The organism is Rhodococcus sp. PSBB066, from assembly GCF_017068255.1.
Lineage (GTDB): Bacteria > Actinomycetota > Actinomycetes > Mycobacteriales > Mycobacteriaceae > Rhodococcus > Rhodococcus aetherivorans.
This window is the reverse complement of record NZ_CP070859.1, coordinates 2949011-2967829: the sequence shown is the minus strand read 5'-3', so window position 1 is coordinate 2967829 and position 18819 is coordinate 2949011. Positions and strand designations below refer to the sequence as shown.

The following is an 18819-nucleotide window of genomic DNA, read 5'->3' as shown; positions in this document are numbered from 1 at the left end:
CTGCACACGACAGTGCAGGGTGGCACGCGCCAGCCCCATTAGACCATCGGGGCGTCGGGCGCTTCGTTACGGCCGAAACCGGGCGGTCGACCGCGGATCACCCGTCGCGGTCGCCGGGAGGACGACGGAGGATACGGGTCAGCGGGCGCCCCCGATCCAGCGGTCCAGCACCGGACCGATCCGGGCGAGGGCTTCCTGCGACGTCATCTTCCAGTGGGTGGCCTGGACCGATTCGACCGCCAGGGTGCCGGTGACGTGGGCCCGCCACTGCTGCGCGGCGCGGGCGGCCGAGGTTCCGTCCTCCCCCGCGGCGAAGAACAGCAGATCACCGTCGTATCGGGCGGGCCGGTGCTCGCCGAGCAGCCGGTAGGACAGGCGCACGCCCTCGAAGAGGCGTTCGAGCCGGGGCAGGGACAGCGCGTCGAACGGGGCCGGCAGGTCGGCGACCAGCTCCAGTGCCCGCGCGGGGGTGAACTCCGCCAGGTCGACGTCGGACCCGACGTCGGTTCCGATCGCGCCGAGCAGGTCGGCGACGGTGACCGCGGAGGGGGCGGTCCCGGTCGGCGCGGTGGGCGGATGCGCGTCGAGCAGGGCGAGGGTGGCGACCTCGTCGCCGTCGGCGCGCAGACGGACCGCGACGGCGTGGGCGAGGATGCCGCCGAGCGACCAGCCGACCAGGTGGTACGGACCGGCCGGCTGGACATGCCGGATCCGGGCCGCATAGTCGGCCGCCCACGCGTCGATGCTCTCGGGCAGCGGTTCGTCGTCGCGCAGGGCCGGGGACTGCAGTCCGAAGAGGGGACGCTCGGGGTCGAGGTGGCGGGCCAGGCCGGCGAAGCTCCACGACAGGCCGATCACCGGGTGGATGCAGAACACCGGTTCGGCGGAACCGCCCGGGCGCAGGGGCAGCACCGCGTCGAACCCTGCGGTGTGATCGGCCGGACCGGGATCGCCGGCGGATGCCTCGATCCGGGCGGCGAGGGCTTCGACGGTGGGCGTGAGGAACAGCCACTGCAGCGACACCGGCAGGCTCGTGCGCTCGCGCAGCCGGGCGATCACCCGCACGGCGCTGAGGGAGTTCCCCCCGAGGTCGAAGAAGTCGTCGTCGAGGCCGACCGGGAACGCCCCGGTGTCGGTTCCCCCGGCCGGCGCGAGGACCTCCCGGTATGCGGCGGCGACCTCCGTCTCGAGCGGAGTGCGCGGCGGGCGGTGGCTCCGCGGGGCGATCACCGGCTCGGGGAGTGCCGCGCGGTCGAGCTTGCCGTGCGGGTTCAGCGGCAACGCGTCGAGGGTGACGAAGCCGGCGGGCACCATGTAGGAGGGCAGGGTCTCGGCCAGCGCGGCGCGCAGCCGGGCGACGTCGACCGGCCCGGCAGCCGGGACCAGGAAGGCCACCAGCCGGTCCCCGCCGTGGACGGTGACCGCGGCGTCGCGGATCGCCGGAAGGGCGCGCAGCGCGGCCTCGATCTCCCCGAGTTCGATCCGGAACCCGTGCACCTTGACCTGGAAGTCGGCGCGCTCGAGGTATTCCAGGGTGCCGCGGCCGGGGTCGTCACCGTCGACGCGCCAGCGCACCACGTCCCCGGTGCGGTAGAGGCGTGAGCCGGGCACGCCGAACGGATTGGCGACGAACCGCTCGGCGGTCAGGCCGGGTCGGCCCAGGTACCCGCGGGCGAGCTGCACCCCGGCCAGGTACAGTTCGCCGGCCACGCCCGGCGGCACGGGGTGCATCCGCTCGTCGAGGACGAACGTCTGGGTGTTGGGGATGGGGTCGCCGATCGGCACCGACGTGTGCGCGAGTGCGGTGACCGCGTGCGCGGTCACCGAGACGGCCGCCTCCGTCGGGCCGTACAGGTTCACCAGGTCCGCGTTCGAGGCGCCGAGCGCGCGCTCCGCCGTCGGGGTGGGCAGCACCTCGCCGATGGCGAGGACGCGGCGCAGGGTGTCGGGCAGCTCGCCGGCCGAGTCCTCGAGCAGCGCCTCGAGCATCGACGGCACCACGTGCAGGGTCGTGACCTTCTCCCGGCGGATCAGGTCGTTGAGGTAGGACGGGTCGCGGTGCCCGTCGTGGGCGGTGATCACCAGGCGGGCCCCGCAGGTGAGCGCGGACCAGAACTCCCACACCGACAGGTCGAAGGTCGCGGCGGTCTTGAGCAGTACCGCGTCGTCGGGGCCGAGCTCGTAGTGCGCCCGCTTCCAGGCGATCTGGTTGACGATCGCCTCGTGCGGCACGGCCACGCCCTTCGGGCGTCCGGTCGATCCGGAGGTGTAGATGACGTAGGCGGTGTTCGCGGCGCGCAGCGGTGTCCGCCGGTCCGCGTCACCGAGCGGCGCGGGATCGACGTCGCTCAGGTCGAGGCGGTCGATGTCGAGCACCGTCCGCCCGGCCAGCGCGTCGACCCGGTCGGCGGTGGTCGACAGCACGCACTGCGGGGCCGCGGCGCCGAGGATGTACTCGTTGCGGGCCGCGGGGTGGTCGGGATCCAGCGGCAGGTAGGCGCCGCCGGCCTTGGCGACGGCGTACATCGCCACCACGAGGTCGACCGAACGCCGGATGCACAGGGCCACCGTGGATTCCGGTCCCACTCCCTGCGCCACGAGATGGCGGGCGAGCCGGGTGACGCGCTCGTCGAACTCCCGGTAGGTGAGGGTGCCGCCGCGGAACACCAGCGCGGGTGCGTCCGGGGTGGCCGCGACCTGCTCGTCGAACAGGTCGACGAGGGTCCGGCCGGCGGTGAGGTCGGCCTGTTCGGCCTCCCATGCCCGCATCATCCCGGCGAGTTCCGTGGCGTCGTGCAGATCGATGTCGCCGACGACGGTGTCGGGTTCGGCGACGATCGCCCGCAGAATCCGCAGGTACCGGTCGAGCATGCGCTGGATCGTCGGCGCGTCGAACAGGTCGGTGGCGTAACCGAACTCGACGTCGAAACCGCCCGGGCCGCCGCCCGCACCGTGGTCGACCACTGTGACGTGGAGATCGAAACGCGCTGCGTACGAATCGCTCTCGACCGGGGCGATCCGCAGTTCCGGCAGCTCGAGGGCGTCGTAGGCGAAGTTCTGGTACGAGAACCCGACCTGGAAGAGGGGATGGCGCGCGGTGGACCGGACCGGGTCGAGCACCTCGACGAGGCGTTCGAAGGGCACGTCGGCGTGCGCGAACGCCTGCAGATCGGTGTCGCGGACCTGCTCGAGCAGCGTCGTGAACGACGCGGCGACGTCGACGTCCGTCCGCAGGGCGAGCATGTTGACGAACATGCCGATCAGGCCGTCGAGTTCGGGGGCCGTGCGTCCCGCGACGGGGGTGCCGACAACCACGTCGTGGGTGTTCGACACCCGCGCGAGCAGCACCGCGAGGACCGCGTGCAGCACCATGAACGGGGTCACGCCGTGCTCGCGCGCGAGAGCCGCGATCGCGTCGCGGGTGGCCTCGTCGACTTGCGCCGAGACCCGTTCGCCCGCATGGCCGATGACCGCGGGGCGCGGCCGGTCGGTGGCGAGCTCGAGGTGCTCGGGGATGCCGGCGAGCGCACGTCGCCAGTAGGCCAGCTGCCGGGCCGTCCCGGACCGGGGATCGTCCTCGTCGCCGAGGGCGTCGAGCTGCCACAGCGTGTAGTCGGCGTACTGGACGGGCAGGGGCTCCCACGACGGTTCCCGTCCCGCCGACCGTGCGGTGTAGGCGGTGACGAGGTCCCGGACGAGCGGCCCCAGCGACGAGCCGTCGCCGGCGATGTGGTGGAGGACCACGGCGAGCACGTGCTCGTCGTCGGCGATCCGGAAGAGCCGGGCGCGGACGGGAACCTCGCCGGTGACGTCGAAGCGCCTGCCCGCGAAGCCGGCGAGGCGGGCCGGGGCGTCGGAGTCGGTCGCGTCCTCCGGCCCGAGGTCGAGCGGAACGTCGCCGACGGCGAGGATGCGCTGCTCGCCGACGCCGTCGACCTCGGGGTACACCGTCCGGAGCGTCTCGTGCCGCGCGACGACGTCCCGCACGGCCGCGCGCATCGCGTCGACGTCGAGCCTGCCGGACAGCCGCACGGCGAGCGGGATGTTGAACACCGCCGAGTCCGGATCGAGGCGGTTGAGGAACCACATGCGCTGCTGCGCGGGAGAGAGCGGGATCCGGTCGGGTCGCGGGCGCCGCGGCAGCAGGCCGCGGGCGGCCGCCGGCGCGGCCTCGACCCGGGCCGCGAGCGACGCGACCGTGGTGGCGTCGAACAGGTCGGCGGCGGAGACGGTGACGTCGAGCGCCGCCCTGATCCGACCGATCACGCGAGTGGCGAGCAGCGAGTTGCCGCCCAGGTCGAAGAAGTCGTCGTCGACCGAGACCCGCGGCACCCCGAGCACGTCGGCGAACGCCTCCGCGACGGCCGCCTCCGCGACGGTGGCCGGCGCCCGGTACGGGGCCGACGCGATCTCGGGCTCGGGCAGGGCCGCGCGATCGAGCTTGCCCACCGGCGTCAGCGGAATGGCCTCCAGCGCGATCACCGACGACGGAATCATGTGCGACGGAAGCCGTTCGGCGACGAAGGCCGTGAGCGCGGCGGCGTCGATCGCGGAACCGGGGGCGGCGTGCACGTAGGTGACGAGACGGGTCTCCCCCGTCGCACCCCGGTGACCGACGGTGGCGGCGAAGTCGACCGTGGAGTGCGCGGCGAACGCCGCATCGATCTCACCGAGCTCGATGCGGAAGCCACGCACCTTGACCTGGAAGTCGTTCCGGCCCAGATACGAGATGCCCTCGCGGGCCGAGCGCGGGGACCGCACCAGGTCACCGGTGCGGTACCTCCGGGCGCCACCGGGCGCGGCGACGAAGCGCGCGGCCGTGAGTCCGGGACGATCGTGATAGCCGCGGGCGAGGCCGGGCCCGGTCAGGTACAGTTCGCCGGCCGTGCCCGCCGGCACGGGCCGAAGGCGGGAATCGAGGACCTCGGCGGCGACTCCGCGAATCGGCCGGCCGATCGTGACGGGTTCGCCGGGCCGAAGCGGCCCGGAGATGTTCGTCATGATCGTGGTCTCCGTGGGGCCGTACCCGTTGTGGAACCGGCGGCCGGGCGCCCAGCGCGCCACCAGGTCCGGCGGGCACGCCTCGCCGCCGACCACCACCACCCCGAGGTCCTCCAGGCCGGCGGGCTCCACCGAGGCGAGGGCCGCCGGGGTCACGAAGGCGTGCGTGACCCGCTCGCTGCGCAGCAGTCCGGCCAGCTCGTCGCCGCCGTACACGGAGGGCGGGGCGACGACCATCGTCGCCCCGGCACCGACGGCGAGCAGCAGCTCGAGCACCGACGCGTCGAAGCTGGGGGACGCGAAGTGCAGGGTGCGGGCGCCGGGGGTGAGGTGGTAGCGCTCGACCTGCTCGGCGCAGAAGGCGGCGAGCCCGGCCTGGGTGACCACGACGCCCTTCGGCTGTCCCGTGGAGCCCGAGGTGTAGATGACGTAGGCGGGATGGTCGGGGCGCAGCGGCCGCACCCGGTCGACGAAGGCGAGCGGGTCGGCCGGGCAGGCGTCGAGTTCCGTCCGGATCTCGGCGCCGTCCAGGACGACGGTGTCGAACCCCTCGGGGACGACGTGCCGGTGCCCGGCCACCGTGAGGGCGAGGCGGGCGTTCGAGTCCGACAGCATGTAGCGGACCCGATCGGCCGGGTAGCGGGGGTCCACCGGGACGAACGCCGCGCCCGTCTTGGCGACCGCCCAGACGGCGAGAACGGACCGGATCGAGCGGGTGAGCAGCACCGCGACGCGGTCCTCGGGGCCGATTCCCCGCGCGATGAGCAGGCGGGCGAGCCGGGACGACTCGGCGTCGGCATCGCGGTAGGTGAGGGTGCGTCCCTCCGACGTGAGCGCCGGCGCGCCGGGATCGCGTTCGACGGCGGCCGACAGCAGGTGCGGCAGCAGTGCCGTGGGCGTCCGGCGGCGCGAACCGCGGAGATTTCCGCGGACGGTTCGGTCGATCACCTTCATCGGCTCTCCCCTCCGAATTCCGGAGCCGTTGCGCGCGTGCGCATCCCGGCTCCGTTCACCGCCGGGGTGTCAAGAACTACGGCGACGCCCGCCCTCCCCCGGCGGTCGCCGCTCCACTGCGCCTCGCGCACCGGAACCCCGACGATTCCCGGCGCTAGAGCACTTCGTCACCATTCCACACGAAAACAAACCGTGCCACCTGTACGTATGTCCGGTAACTAAGTTACCGACGGGTAGACCGGCATTCCGGACAGGAGTCGCCGGCCCGGCGAGAGCGTAGGCGCGGCCCCGGCGCGACGTTCGTCGCGCGACACAGCGTCGCCCCGCACGGGACGAACGGCCCGGACCGCCGCACCCGACCGCGGCGGGGAGATCCCGGCCCTCGCGCCGGATCCGCCTCGCCGCCTGCAGGTTCCGGCGGCGCGAGGCGAAGGACCTCGGCACCGCCTCCGGGCCGTTCGGCACCGCCTTCCGGCCGTTCGGCCGTTCCGACCGCACCACGAACCCCGCCAAGGCTAGACAATGCACACGTTTCATCCAACTGTTGGACAGCAGACGTTCGATGTCGAATGTGAGCTCGAACACGGCCGCCGCTCACCCATGGGTCAGCGATCCACGCCGTCGCATTCCGGGCAGGAGCCGCCGGACGTCCAGCGCGCCAGCAGCGGCCCGAGACGAGCGCACGCACTCGGCCCGGTCATCTCCCAATGCGAGGTCGGCAGGTCGTGCCGGTGCACGCCGCCGGAGACGTACGGTGACCAGTCCCGGCCCGATTCGGGATCCGGCACGGTCTGCGGCGCGGCGCCGACGAAGAGAATGCGTCCCTCGTACCGGGCCGGCACGTGCCGCTCGAGCGCCTCGAACGAGCAGTCGATGCTCGTGAGGACGGACGAGGCGAGGGTGGGATCGATCTCGTCGGCGAGCATCCCGATGTCACCGAGGGCGTACGCCGGTTCCCCGCCGCCGGCGCGGTTCGCACCGAAGGCCGCCGCAGCCACCGCGACCGGATCCACCGGGCCGCGCACGGCGTCGGGCAGATAGGCGTCGAGCAGCACGAGCGAACCGACCTCGAGTCCGGCTCGCTGGAGCTGGACCGCCATCTCGTGGGCGATCACCCCGCCGAGGGACCATCCGACCAGGTGGAAGGGACCGTCCGGATGGACCCGCCGGACCTCCGAGACGTACCGCGCCGCCCAGGACTCGATCGAATCCGGTAGGTCCGACTCCCCGGACAGCGCCGGGGACTGCAGTCCGTAGACCGCACGGCCCGGCTCGACGTAGCCGGCGAGCGAGGCGAAGCTCCAGGCGAGGCCGATCACCGGATGGACGAAGAACACCGGATCGCGTCCGTCGTCGCCCTCGCGCAGCGGCAGCAGCACGTCCAGGGAGGAGTCGGCGGACCCGCTCGCCGGCGGCTTCTCCCCCGCCGACTGCTCGATCCGGGCCGCAAGGTCCCCCACCGTCGGATGGGCGAACACCCACTCGAGCGGCACCGGACGGCCGAGCCGGCGCGCGAGCTCCCGCGTCGCCCCCACGGCCACGAGCGAGGATCCGCCGAGGACGAAGAAGTCGTCGTCGGATCCGACCCGGTCCGCAGCGAGGACGTCCGCGAACACCTGCGCAACCGCACGCTCGACGGGCGTCGCCGCAGCCCGGTAGGACGCCCGCTCGGGCATCGGCGCGGGCAGCGCGCCGCGATCGACCTTGCCCGTCGTTCCGACGGGGAGCCGGTCCAGGCGCATGATCGAGGCCGGCAGCATGTAGTTCGGCAGCTCGTCCGCGAGCGCGCTCCGCAGGGCCCCCAGGTCGAGGTCCGACTCACCCTGCGCGGCAACGACATACGCGACGATCCGAGCGCCGGTCGCGGCGTCGTGGTGCACCGTCGCGACCGCGGCCGCCACGGCGGGCAGACGCAGCAGCGCCGCCTCGATGTCTCCGAGTTCGATCCGGAAACCGCGCAGCTTGACCTGGGAGTCTCCGCGGCCCACGTGCTCGAGGACGCCCGCAGGGGTCCACCGGGCCAGATCACCGGTGCGGTACAGACGGCCCCCGGCCCCGAAGGGGTCGGCAACGAACCGGTCCGCGGTCGCCCCGGGGCTGCCGCTGTAGCCCCGCGCGAGTTGCCGGCCCGCCAGGTAGAGCTCTCCGGTCACTCCCACCGGCACGGGCCGCAGCCGCCGGTCGAGTACGTACACGCGGGTGTTCCACCCGGGCACCCCGATCGGCACCTGGTCGGTGTCCGCGCCCGTGACCCGGTGCGCCGTCACCGACACGGCCGCCTCGGTGGGTCCGTACAGATTGACGAGCTCCGCCCGGCTCGACCGGCGCCACGCCCCGGCCACGGCACCCGGTAGCGTCTCCCCGATCGAGAGCACCCGCCGCACCGAGGTCGGCAATTCTCGGTCTGCACCCGCGATCAGGGCGCTCAGCAGGGACGGAACCAGGTACAGCGTCGTCACGAACTCGCGCTCGACGAGCGCGAGCAGGCGGAGCGGATCGCGGCGAGCCTCGGGATCCGCCACCACCAGCCGGCCGCCACATGTCGTGGCGCCCCAGAACTCCCACACCGACAGGTCGAACGTCGCCACCGTCCGCTGCACCGTCACCTCGTCCGGACCGAACCCGAACTCCGCATGCATCCAGCGCAACTGGTTGACCACTGCGCCGTGGGCCACCGCCACGCCCTTGGGCACCCCGGTCGATCCCGACGTGAACAGTATGTAGGCGAGGTTCGAGGGCCGCAGCGGCGCACTGCGATCGGCGTCGGTCACCGGGGCGGCCGAGTACCGCGACAGGTCCACACTCGAGGTATCGATCACCGGGATCGGCTCCGGCACAACCTCCCTCGCGACGCGCGTGGACACCGCCGTCGCGAGCACCGTCGCCGGCCGCGCCGCCTCGACCATGCGGGCCAGCCTGGTGATCGGCAGCGACGGGTCGAGCGGAACGTACGCGCCCCCGGCGGCGGACACCGCGTACATGGCGACGACGAGGTCCACGGAGCCGGGCATCATCAGACCGACCCGGGTCTCCGGCCCGACGCCGGCCGCCACCAGCGCGCGGGCCAGCCGGGCGACGCGAGCGCCGAGTTCCCCGAAGGTCAGCTGCACGCCGTCCCCGACGAGCGCGACCGCCCCCGGGCGTTCGTGCACCTGGTGCTGGAACAGCTCGGGGAGGCAGCCGCCGCCCGCAACCTCGACCCGGGTGTCGTTCGCCGCCTCGAGCAGCGCCCGCCGCTCGTCGGCGCCGAGCAGATCGGCGTCGCCGACCGCCCGGTCGGGAACCGAGACGAGTTCGCCCAGGATCCGAACGAACCGGTCCGCGATGGACGCGGCCGCGCGTACGTCGAAGAGATCGGTGGCGTAGGACAGATGCCCGCCGATACCCGCGGGCGTCCCGTCTGCGCCGTAACTGTCGCCGACGATCAGGTGCAGGTCGAACTGGGCGATCTCCCCTGCGACGTCGACCGGAGCCGCCACCAGGTCCGGGAGTTCGAAGGCGACCGCTCCGAGGTTCTGGAACGACAACCCCACCTGGAACAGCGGATGCCGCGCCATGGACCGGGCCGGCGCCAGCGCCTCGACGAGTCGTTCGAACGGGACGTCCGCATGGGCCAGGGCCTGAATGTCCTGCTCCCGGACCTGCGCGAGCAGCGACGCGAAGGAGACGGCGGGATCGACCCGCGTGCGGAACACGAGGGTGTTCACGAACATCCCGATCAGGTCGTCGAGGGCCGCCTCACCCCGACCGGCCACCGGGGTGCCCACCGCGACGTCCTCGGTGCCGGACAGCCGGGCCAGCAGCACCGCGAAGGCCGTGTGCACGACCGTGAAGGGAGTGGTCCTCGTGGCCGCCGCGAGCGCGGCCACCCTGCCGTGAAGGTCCGCGTCGATCGTGACGGGAACCCGGTCTCCCCGGTAGGACTGCACCGGAGGCCGCGGCCGGGTCGTGGGCACGGGCAACTGGTCGGGCAGCCCGGCCAGTTCGTCGGCCCAGTAGGCGAGCTGGCGGGAGACGCGCGAGGCGGGATCGGCTTCGCTGCCCAGCACCTCCCGCTGCCACAGCGTGTAGTCCGCATACTGCACCGGCAGCGGCCGCCATGCGGGTTCGCGGCCCTCCCGTCGCGCGCTGTACGCGAGGGCGAGATCCCGCACGAGCGGCGCCACGGAATAGCCGTCGGCGGCGATATGGTGCACCACGACGAGCAGGACGTGTTCGGCCGGGGACACCCGAAACAGCCGCACGAGAACCGGAACGGACCGGGTGACATCGAATCCGACCGCCGCCGCCGACCGGACGGCGGCCTGGAGCTCCGATTCGTCGACGTCCGCCGGGCGCAGGGCCGGCACACCGGCGCCCGCGGGCAGAATCTGCTGGACCGGGACCCCGTCGACCTCGGGGTAGACGGTCCGGAGGACCTCGTGCCGGGCGACCACGTCGGCGACCGCCGACTGCAGCGCGGCCGGATCCAGCCGTCCGGTCAGCCGCACGGCCATCGGGATGTTGTAGGCCGCCGCGGTCGCCTCGAACCGGCTGAGGAACCACATCCGCTGTTGGGCCGGCGACAGCGGGATCCGCTCCGGACGCGGCCGGGCCGCCAGGGCGGGCAGGCCGCCGGACCCGACGTGCCGTTCCACGGCTGCCGACAGCGACTCGATCGTCGACGCCTCGAAGATCACGCGGACGGGCACCGACGCGCGCAGCGCCGACCCGATCCGGGCGACCACACGCGTGGCGATCAGCGAATTCCCGCCGAGCGCGAAGAAGTCGTCGTCGAGACCGAGCCGCTCCGCGCCGAGCACTTCACCGATCACCGAGGCGACGGTCTTCTCGATCGCGGTGGTGGGCCCCCGGAACTCACGGACGGCCGGGACCGGTTCCGGCAGGGCCCGGCGATCCACCTTTCCGGATGTGGTGAGCGGGAGTTCCCCGAGCACGGTCACCACGTCGGGCACCATGTACCGCGGCAGCAGGCGCCCCACTGCCGCGCGAACGGCGTCCGCGTCGGCCTCGGCGCCGTCCGCGGACACGACGTACGCGGCGATCTGCGCGCCGTGGGGCCCGTCGTGGACGGTCACGACGGCCTGCGCCACCTGCGGCTGCGCCAGCAGTGCCGCCTCGATCTCCCCCAGCTCGATCCGCAGACCGCGCACCTTCACCTGGAAGTCGTTGCGGCCCAGGAACTCGAGCGTACCGTCCGGCAACCACCGGACCCGGTCACCGGTGCGGTACAGCCGCGCCCCGCCGGGGTGCGCGACGAACCGCTGCGCGGTCAGATCCGGGCGGGCATGGTAACCGCGGGCAAGTTGCACCCCACCGAGATACAGCTCCCCCGGCACCCCGATCGGCACCGGGTTCAGCCGCTCGTCGAGAACATGCGTGGTGGTGTTGCGGATCGGACGGCCGATCGGCACGGTGCCGGCATCGGTGCGACGTCCGGCACAGCGCAGCACGGTCGCGGTGACGGTCGCCTCGGTCGGGCCGTACGTGTTGTCCAGCAGCGCATCCGAGCGTTCGGCGAACCGGGCCGCGAGCTCTCCCGGCAGCGCCTCGCCACCGACGGACAGGTACTTCAGCGTCGCCGGCAGTTCGAGTGCGGGATCGGCGAGGAACACGGCGAGCATCGCCGGAACGAACTCGAGGATGCCGACGGCCCACTGCCGCGACAGGCGGGCCAGGTACTCCGGGTCGCGATGGCCTCCCGGTGCCGCGACCACGAGCCGCGCACCGACCTGCAGCGGGAAGAACAGCTCCCACACCGACGCGTCGAACGTGATGGGGGTCTTCTGCAGCGCCGTGTCCCCCATGCCGAATTCGTAGCGCTCGCGCATCCACGTCATCTGGTTGACGACGGCGCCGTGGGTGACGGCAACGCCCTTGGGCCGGCCCGTCGACCCGGAGGTGTAGATCACGTAGGCGATGTTCGCCCGATGCAGCGGCGCCAGGCGCTCGTGGTCGGCGAACTCGGTGACCGGCGCCGGGGCGAAGTCCGATTCGTCGACCACGAGGGCCGGGACGGAATCGGGGAGCGTGCCCCGATCGCGCGTCGTGGTCAGCACCACCACCGGCTCGGCGGTGGCCAGGACGTATGCCGTTCGCTCGGCGGGGTGTTCCGGGTCGAGCGGCACGTACCCGCCACCGGCCCGGAGAACCGCATAGATCCCGACCATCATCTCGACCGATCGGCTCATGTGGACGCCGACCAGCCGATCGGGCCCGACGCCGCACGCGACGAGGCGCCGGGCGAGCCGGTCCACCCGAGAGGCGAACTGCGCGTAGGTCAGCGCGGTGTCCTCGAAGACGACCGCCGTCGCGTCGGGGGTGCGCCGCGCCTGCCGGGTGAACGCGTCCAGCACCAACCGGTCACCGAGCGGCGCGGCGGTCCGGTTCAGCTCGTCGAGCCGGGCACGTTCCTCCGCGGTGCGCAGGTCGATGCCGCCGACCGGAACGCCCGGATCGTCCGCCGCCGCCTCCAGGATCGACGCGAGTCGCGCGGCGAACGTCCGCACGGTGTCCTCGTCGAACAGGTCACACGCGTAGACGACGGATCCGGCGACCCCGTCCCGCCGCCCCTGCTCGTCGCGCATCTCGGTCAGGTGGATCTCGAGATCGAGTTTGGCGCCGCCCGTGGCCGTCCCGACCGGCGCGATGTGCAGGTCCGGCAATGCGATCTCGGAGCGGGTGAAGTTGTGCACCACGAGCAGCACCTGGAACAGGGCCGAATGCGCGGTGGACCGGACGGGATCGAGGATCTCCACGAGCCGTTCGAGCGGAACGTCGGGGTTGCCGAAGGCGGCGAGGTCGACCTCCCGCACGCCGGCGAGAAGCTCGGAGAAGGTGGCGTCCGGGTGGATCCGAGTGCGCAGCACGAGGGTGTTGCCGAACATCCCCACGAGATCGTCGAGCGCCTCCTCGCCGCGGCCGGCGACCTGTGCCCCGACGGGAATGTCGTCGGTACCGGACAGGCGGGCCAGCAGGACCGCGAGCGCGGCGTGCGCGAGCATGAAGAACGTCACGCCGTGATCCCGGGCGAGCCGATCGAGCCGGGCGGCCAACGCCTCGTCCAGGGTGAAGTCGACGCTCGCGCCGCGCCCGGTCTGCACGGCGGGCCGCGGGCGGTCGGTGGGCAGTTCCACCAGGTCCGGCAGGTCCGCCAGCGCCGTGGTCCAGTAGTTCAACTGGCGCGCGAGCACCGACTCGGGGTCGTCCTCGGAGCCCAGCACGTCCTGTTGCCACAGGGCGTAGTCGGCGTACTGCACCGGCAGCGGAGTCCACTCCGGTGCCCGGCCCGCTCTGCGGGACAGGTACGCGGTGGCCAGATCCCGGGCCATCGGGGCCCGGGATCCGCCGTCGCTCGCGATGTGGTGAACGACGACGACCAGCACGTGGTCCCGGTCGGTGAGCCGCAACAGGGCCGCCCGGACGGGTACCGCACCGGTGACGTCGAACCCCCGGGAGACGAGGGCGGCGATCCGCGGGTGCAGGTCGTCCTCGGCCACGTCCTGTGCCGCCAGATCGAGCGGTACGTCCTCGAGCGGAACGATCACCTGGAACGGTCCGGAGTCGGAGTCGGGGAAGACGGTGCGCAGGGCCTCGTGCCGGGCGAGCAGGTCGCGCAGGGCGGCCTGCAGCGCCGGCACATCCAGCGCCCCGGTCAATCGCAGCACGAGCGGGATGTTGAAGGCGGCGGAGTCCGGGTCGAACCGGTTGAAGAACCACATCCGCCGCTGCGCGAGCGACAGCGGAATCCGCTCGGGGCGCGGCCGGGGGCGCAGGGGCATCCGGGACGGGACCGCGACCGGATCCCCCATCCGCGCCGCCAGGGCCGACACGGTCGGCGCTTCGAACAACGTCCGCACCGGGACCCGGACGCCGAGGGCGGCCTCGAGCCGCGCGATGACCTGCATCGCGAGCAGCGAGTTGCCGCCGAGCGCGAAGAAGTCGTCGGCGCGGCCGACCCGCTCGACCCCGAGCACCGCCCCGTACACGTCTGCGACCGTTTGCTCGTCGGACGTGGCGGGGGCGCAGTACTCGGCCGACTCGGGCAGCGGCACCGGCAGTGCCCGCCTGTCCAGCTTGCCACCGGGAGTGAGGGGCAGGGCGTCGAGCACGACGATGTGGCCGGGCACCATGTGGTTCGGCAGTTCCCCGGCGAGGAACTGGCGCAGGTGCGCCGGGTCGGGCACGGCGCCGGCCGCGCCGACGACGTAGCCGACGAGCCTGTCCCCGCCGCGCGGATCGGTGTGCAGCACCGTGGTGGCCTGCGCGACGGAGGGGTTCCGTTCCAGTGCGGCGTCGATCTCGCCGAGTTCGATCCGGAATCCACGCAGCTTGACCTGGAAGTCGCTGCGCCCGAGGTACTCCAGTTCGGCGACCGCGCCGGTGCTGCGCCATCGGACCATGTCGCCGGTCCGGTACATCCGCGTGCCCGGCGCTCCGAACGGGTCCGCCACGAACCGTGCCGCCGACAACCCGCTGCGCCGGTGGTAGCCCCGCGCGAGAGCGGCCCCGGCCAGGTACAACTCGCCGGCCACGCCGGACGGCACCGGCCGCAGCCGGGAGTCCAGCACCAGGGCGGCCACCCCCGGTACGGGCCGGCCGACGGTGACCGGGCGCCCGGGCTGCAGCCGCGCGAACGACGAGATGATCGTCGTCTCCGTAGGCCCGTAGCCGTTGAAGTAGCTCCGTCCCGGCGCCCACCGCGCCAGCAGTTGCGGCGATGTCACGTCCCCGCCGACGGACACGACCTCGAGACGGTCGAGTCCTGACGGATCGACCGTCCCCAGCACCGCCGGCGTGACGATGGTGTGGCTGACCCGTTCGGCCCGAAGCAGTTCCGCGAGTTCGGGTCCGCCGACGATCGTCGAGGGCACCACGACCAGGGTCGCGCCCTGGGAGAACGCGGCCATCCACTCGAGCACCGACGGATCGAAGCTGGGCGAGCACACGTGCAGGAACCGCGACCGTGACGTCACGCCGTACAGCGTCACCGCGGCACCGAGCAGCGGGTCGAGACCCGCGTGGGTGACCACCACACCCTTGGGGTGCCCGGTCGACCCCGACGTGTAGATGACGTACGCCGCGTGCTGCAGCGACAGCGGCCGTACCCGCTCGGCGTCGGACATCCGGGCGGCGGATCGTGTCGCGACGGCCCGCACGACCTCGGGATCGTCCAGTTCCAGCCGGGGCGGGGACGCGGGCAGCGCGGGGGCGTACGAGGTGGTGGTCAGGCACACCGCCGCACCGGAGTCGGCGAGCATGTACCGGACCCGCTCCGCCGGATAGGACGGATCCACCGGAAGGTGCGCGGCGCCGGCCTTCGCGACCGCCCACACGCCGAGCACCATCTCGTAGGAACGCGGGAACGCCAGCGCCACCACGTCCTCGGGGCCGACGCCGCGTGCTGCCAGTTCCCGCGCGAGCCGGGACGACGACTCGTCGAGTTCGCGGTAGCTGATCGTGCGGTCCTGGTACCGGACGGCCGGCGCCTCGGGGTCCCGGGAGACCGCCGCCGTCAGGATCTCGGCGAGCGTGCGGGCACCGCTCGGTGCGTCGTCCGGGGCACGGGTGAGCCGGTCGGCTTCGTCGTCGGCAAGGAGCGCCAGGTCACCGACCGGCACGGCCGGGTCCGCCACGGCGGCGGCCAGCAGCCGCACGAACCGCCGCGCGAATCCGGCCACCGTCTCGTCGTCGAACAGGTCCCTGGCGAAGACGAAGTCCGCCGACATTCCCGCCGGTCCCCCGCCGGGGTCCGTGTGTTCACGCAGCGTCAACGACAGATCGAACTTCGCGGTGGTCGCATCGAACGGCACCGCCGCCACGCTCAGGTCCGGCAGCTCGAGACCCGCGGGGGGCAGGTTCTCGAAGGCGATGGCCACCTGGAACAGCGGGTGCCGCGCGGTCGAACGCTCCGGAGCGAGCAGTTCCACGACGCGCTCGAAGGGGATCTCCGCGTGGGTGAACGCCTCCAGGTCGCTCTCGCGGACCCGCGCGAGATGCTCCGCGAACCCGGAACCGGGATCGACCCGGGTGCGCAGCACCAAGGTGTTGACGAACATGCCGACCATCTCGTCCAGCGCGGCGTCACCGCGGCCGGCGACCGCGGTACCCACGGCGATGTCATGCGACGACGACATCCGGGCGAGGAACACCGCGAGCGCGGTGTGCAGGACCATGAACAGGGTCGACCCGCACTGCTGTGCCAGTTCCCCCGCCCGCCGGTGCGTCGGGGCATCGATATCGAACGCGACCCGGCCGCCGGCGAAGGACTGCACCGGCGGGCGGGCCCGATCCGTCGGGAGGTGCAGTTCCGCGGGGAGATCCGCGAGGACCCGCCGCCAGTACTCCGCCTGTGCCGAGAGGGGACTGTCCGCGTCCCGCTCCGATCCGAGCACCTCACGCTGCCACAGCGCGAAGTCCGCGTACTGCAGCGGCAACGGCTCCCATCCGGGCTCCCGGCCGGCGGCCCGCGCGGCGTACGCGGTCATCAGATCGCGCGTCAACGGCGCCATCGACCAGCCGTCGGCGCTGATGTGGTGTGCCACGAACACGAGCACGTGCTCGTCGTCCGCGACCCGGAACAGCCGCACCCGGAACGGCACCTCGGCGGTCACGTCGAATCCGGTGGCCACCACGTCGGCGATCCGGTCGGCCAGCTCCGTTCCGGGCACCGATTCCGACGCCCAGTCGGGCGTGTATCCGGCGGCGGGAACGACCGTCTGGTACGGGCGCCCGTCCGTTTCGGGATACCTGGTTCGCAGGATCTCGTGCCGGACCGCGATGTCGGACACCGACTTTCGCAGGGCATCGACGTCGAGCCGGCCCGTCAGCCGGATCGCCACCGGGATGTTGTCGGCCGCGGAGGCCGGATCGAACCGATTGAGGAACCACATCCGCTGCTGCGCGAACGACAGCGGTACGCGGTCCGGGCGCTCCCGCGCCACCAGCGGAACAGCGTGTGCCGCCGCGCCACCCGACTCCAGATGCGCCGCCAATGCCGCCACGGTCGGCGCCTCGAACACCACCGGCACCGGCACCCGGGTCTCCAGGGCCGCACCCAGGCGCGCCACCAACCGGGTCGCGAGAAGCGAATTTCCCCCCAGTTCGAGGAAGGAGTCGTCCACGCCGACGCGCTCGCGCCCGAGCACCTCGGCGAACACCGACGCGACCGTCTCCTCGACCGGGGTGCGCGGCGCCCGGTATTCCCGCTCGGCGAACACCGGTTCGGGCAGCGCCGCCCGATCGAGCTTGCCCACCGGGGTCAGCGGCACCGCGTCGAGCACCATCACCAGGGCCGGCACCATGTGGCCGGGCAGCGTCTCGGCCAACCCGGCGAGCACCGCCGGCGCGTCCATCCGGGTTCCGGCCGCGGGCAGCACGTACGACACCAGTGCCGTCTCCCCCGACGGCAGCACCTTCCCGACGGTCGCGGCGAACTCGATGTCCGGCCGGGCCGTCAGGGCGGCGTCGATCTCACCCAGTTCCACCCGGAACCCGCGGATCTTGACCTGGAAATCGCTGCGCCCGAGATACTCGATCGGGCCGTCGGCCGCGCGGCGCACCAGGTCTCCCGTCCGGTACATCCGGGTTCCCGGATCCGACCCGAACGGATCGGCCACGAACCGCTCCGCCGTCAGTCCCGGCCGGCGGTGGTAGCCGCGCGCCACCTGGGCGCCCGCCAGATACAGCTCACCCACCACACCCGGCGGCACCGGCCGCAACCGGCCGTCGAGCACGTACGCCGCCAGTCCCGGGATCGGGGTGCCGATCGTGATCGGCTCGCCCGCCACCAGCGGCGCGCTGCTCGTCGCCAGGATCGTCGCCTCGGTCGGCCCGTACGCGTTGAAGAACCGCCGGCCGGGACCGGTCCACCGGCTCACCAGCTCCGGCCCGAAGGCCTCCCCGGCCGCCACCACCACCCGCAGGTCCGTCAGGCCCGTGGGATCCACCGAACTCAATGCCGCCGGCGTGATGAACACGTGGGTCACCGCGTCGGCCGCCAGCACCTCGGCCAGGTCGGCACCGCCGCCCACCGACGCCGGCGCCACCACCACCGTCGCACCCGCGGAGAACCCGATCAGCAACTCGAGCATCGAGACGTCGAAACTCGGCGAGCACACATGCAACACCCGCGCGTCCGCGCCGACCCCGTAGTGCTCCCGCTCGGCGGAGATCACGCCGGCGATCCCGGCATGGGTGACCGCCACCCCCTTCGGGCGGCCCGTGGAGCCGGACGTGTAGATCATCCAGGCGAGGTCCGGCCCTTCGAGCGCGCGCGTCCGGTCGGCGTACGAGACGGGATGCCCGGGCAGCTGCCCGACCTGCCCGGCCACCGCCGCATCGTCGAGCAGCACCTGTTCGACTCCGGCCGGCACCGCGGCCGCGAAATCGCGCACCGTCATGCACAGGGCCGCGCCGGAGTCTGCCAGCATGAATTCCACCCGCTCGAGTGGGTAGCGCGGGTCGACGGGGACGAACGTCGCGCCCGACTTCGCCACCGCCCACAACGCGAGCACCGACTCCACCGAACGGGGTATCGCCACCGCGACCACGTCGCCCGGCCCGACGCCCCGGCCGATCAGCCACCGCGCCCACCGCGACGACCTCTCGTCCAGCTCGCGATACGACAGGGCGGGGCCACCGGCGGCGCCCACCACCGCGGGATGGTCTCCGCGTTCCTCCACCGCGGAGGTCAGCAGAGTCGGCAGCAGTGCCACGCGCGTGGCCCGGCTACGCGACCGGCCCGGTTCCCTGCGCCGCACCCCCGGCTCTCGCCTCACGCGCCCGGACCTCGATCTGCCCGGACCGGGCTCCTGCGTTGCACTACGGATACAGCTCCTTCCACACGCGGGAAGAGCATGGAGA

At 72.9% G+C, this 18819-nt stretch carries 2 protein-coding genes; both read right to left on the bottom strand.

The genetic code is table 11. The annotated features are described in order from the left end of the window. Window positions 1-138: 138 nt before the first annotated feature. Complete coding sequence (locus JYA75_RS13475) at window positions 139-5955, bottom strand: non-ribosomal peptide synthetase (protein ID WP_203330101.1); 5817 nt, start codon at window positions 5953-5955, stop codon at window positions 139-141. 605 nt (window positions 5956-6560) lie between these two features. Further along, the gene (locus JYA75_RS13470; protein ID WP_239010584.1) at window positions 6561-18671 is read right to left on the bottom strand and encodes a non-ribosomal peptide synthetase; all 12111 of its coding nucleotides are present in this window, start codon (window positions 18669-18671) and stop codon (window positions 6561-6563) included. Window positions 18672-18819 lie beyond the last annotated feature (148 nt).

Excerpts from the sequence above, each read along its gene's own strand:
- JYA75_RS13475 (WP_203330101.1), bottom strand. The coding sequence starts at position 5,955 with ATGAAGGTGATCGACCGAACCGTCCGCGGAAATCTCCGCGGTTCGCGC.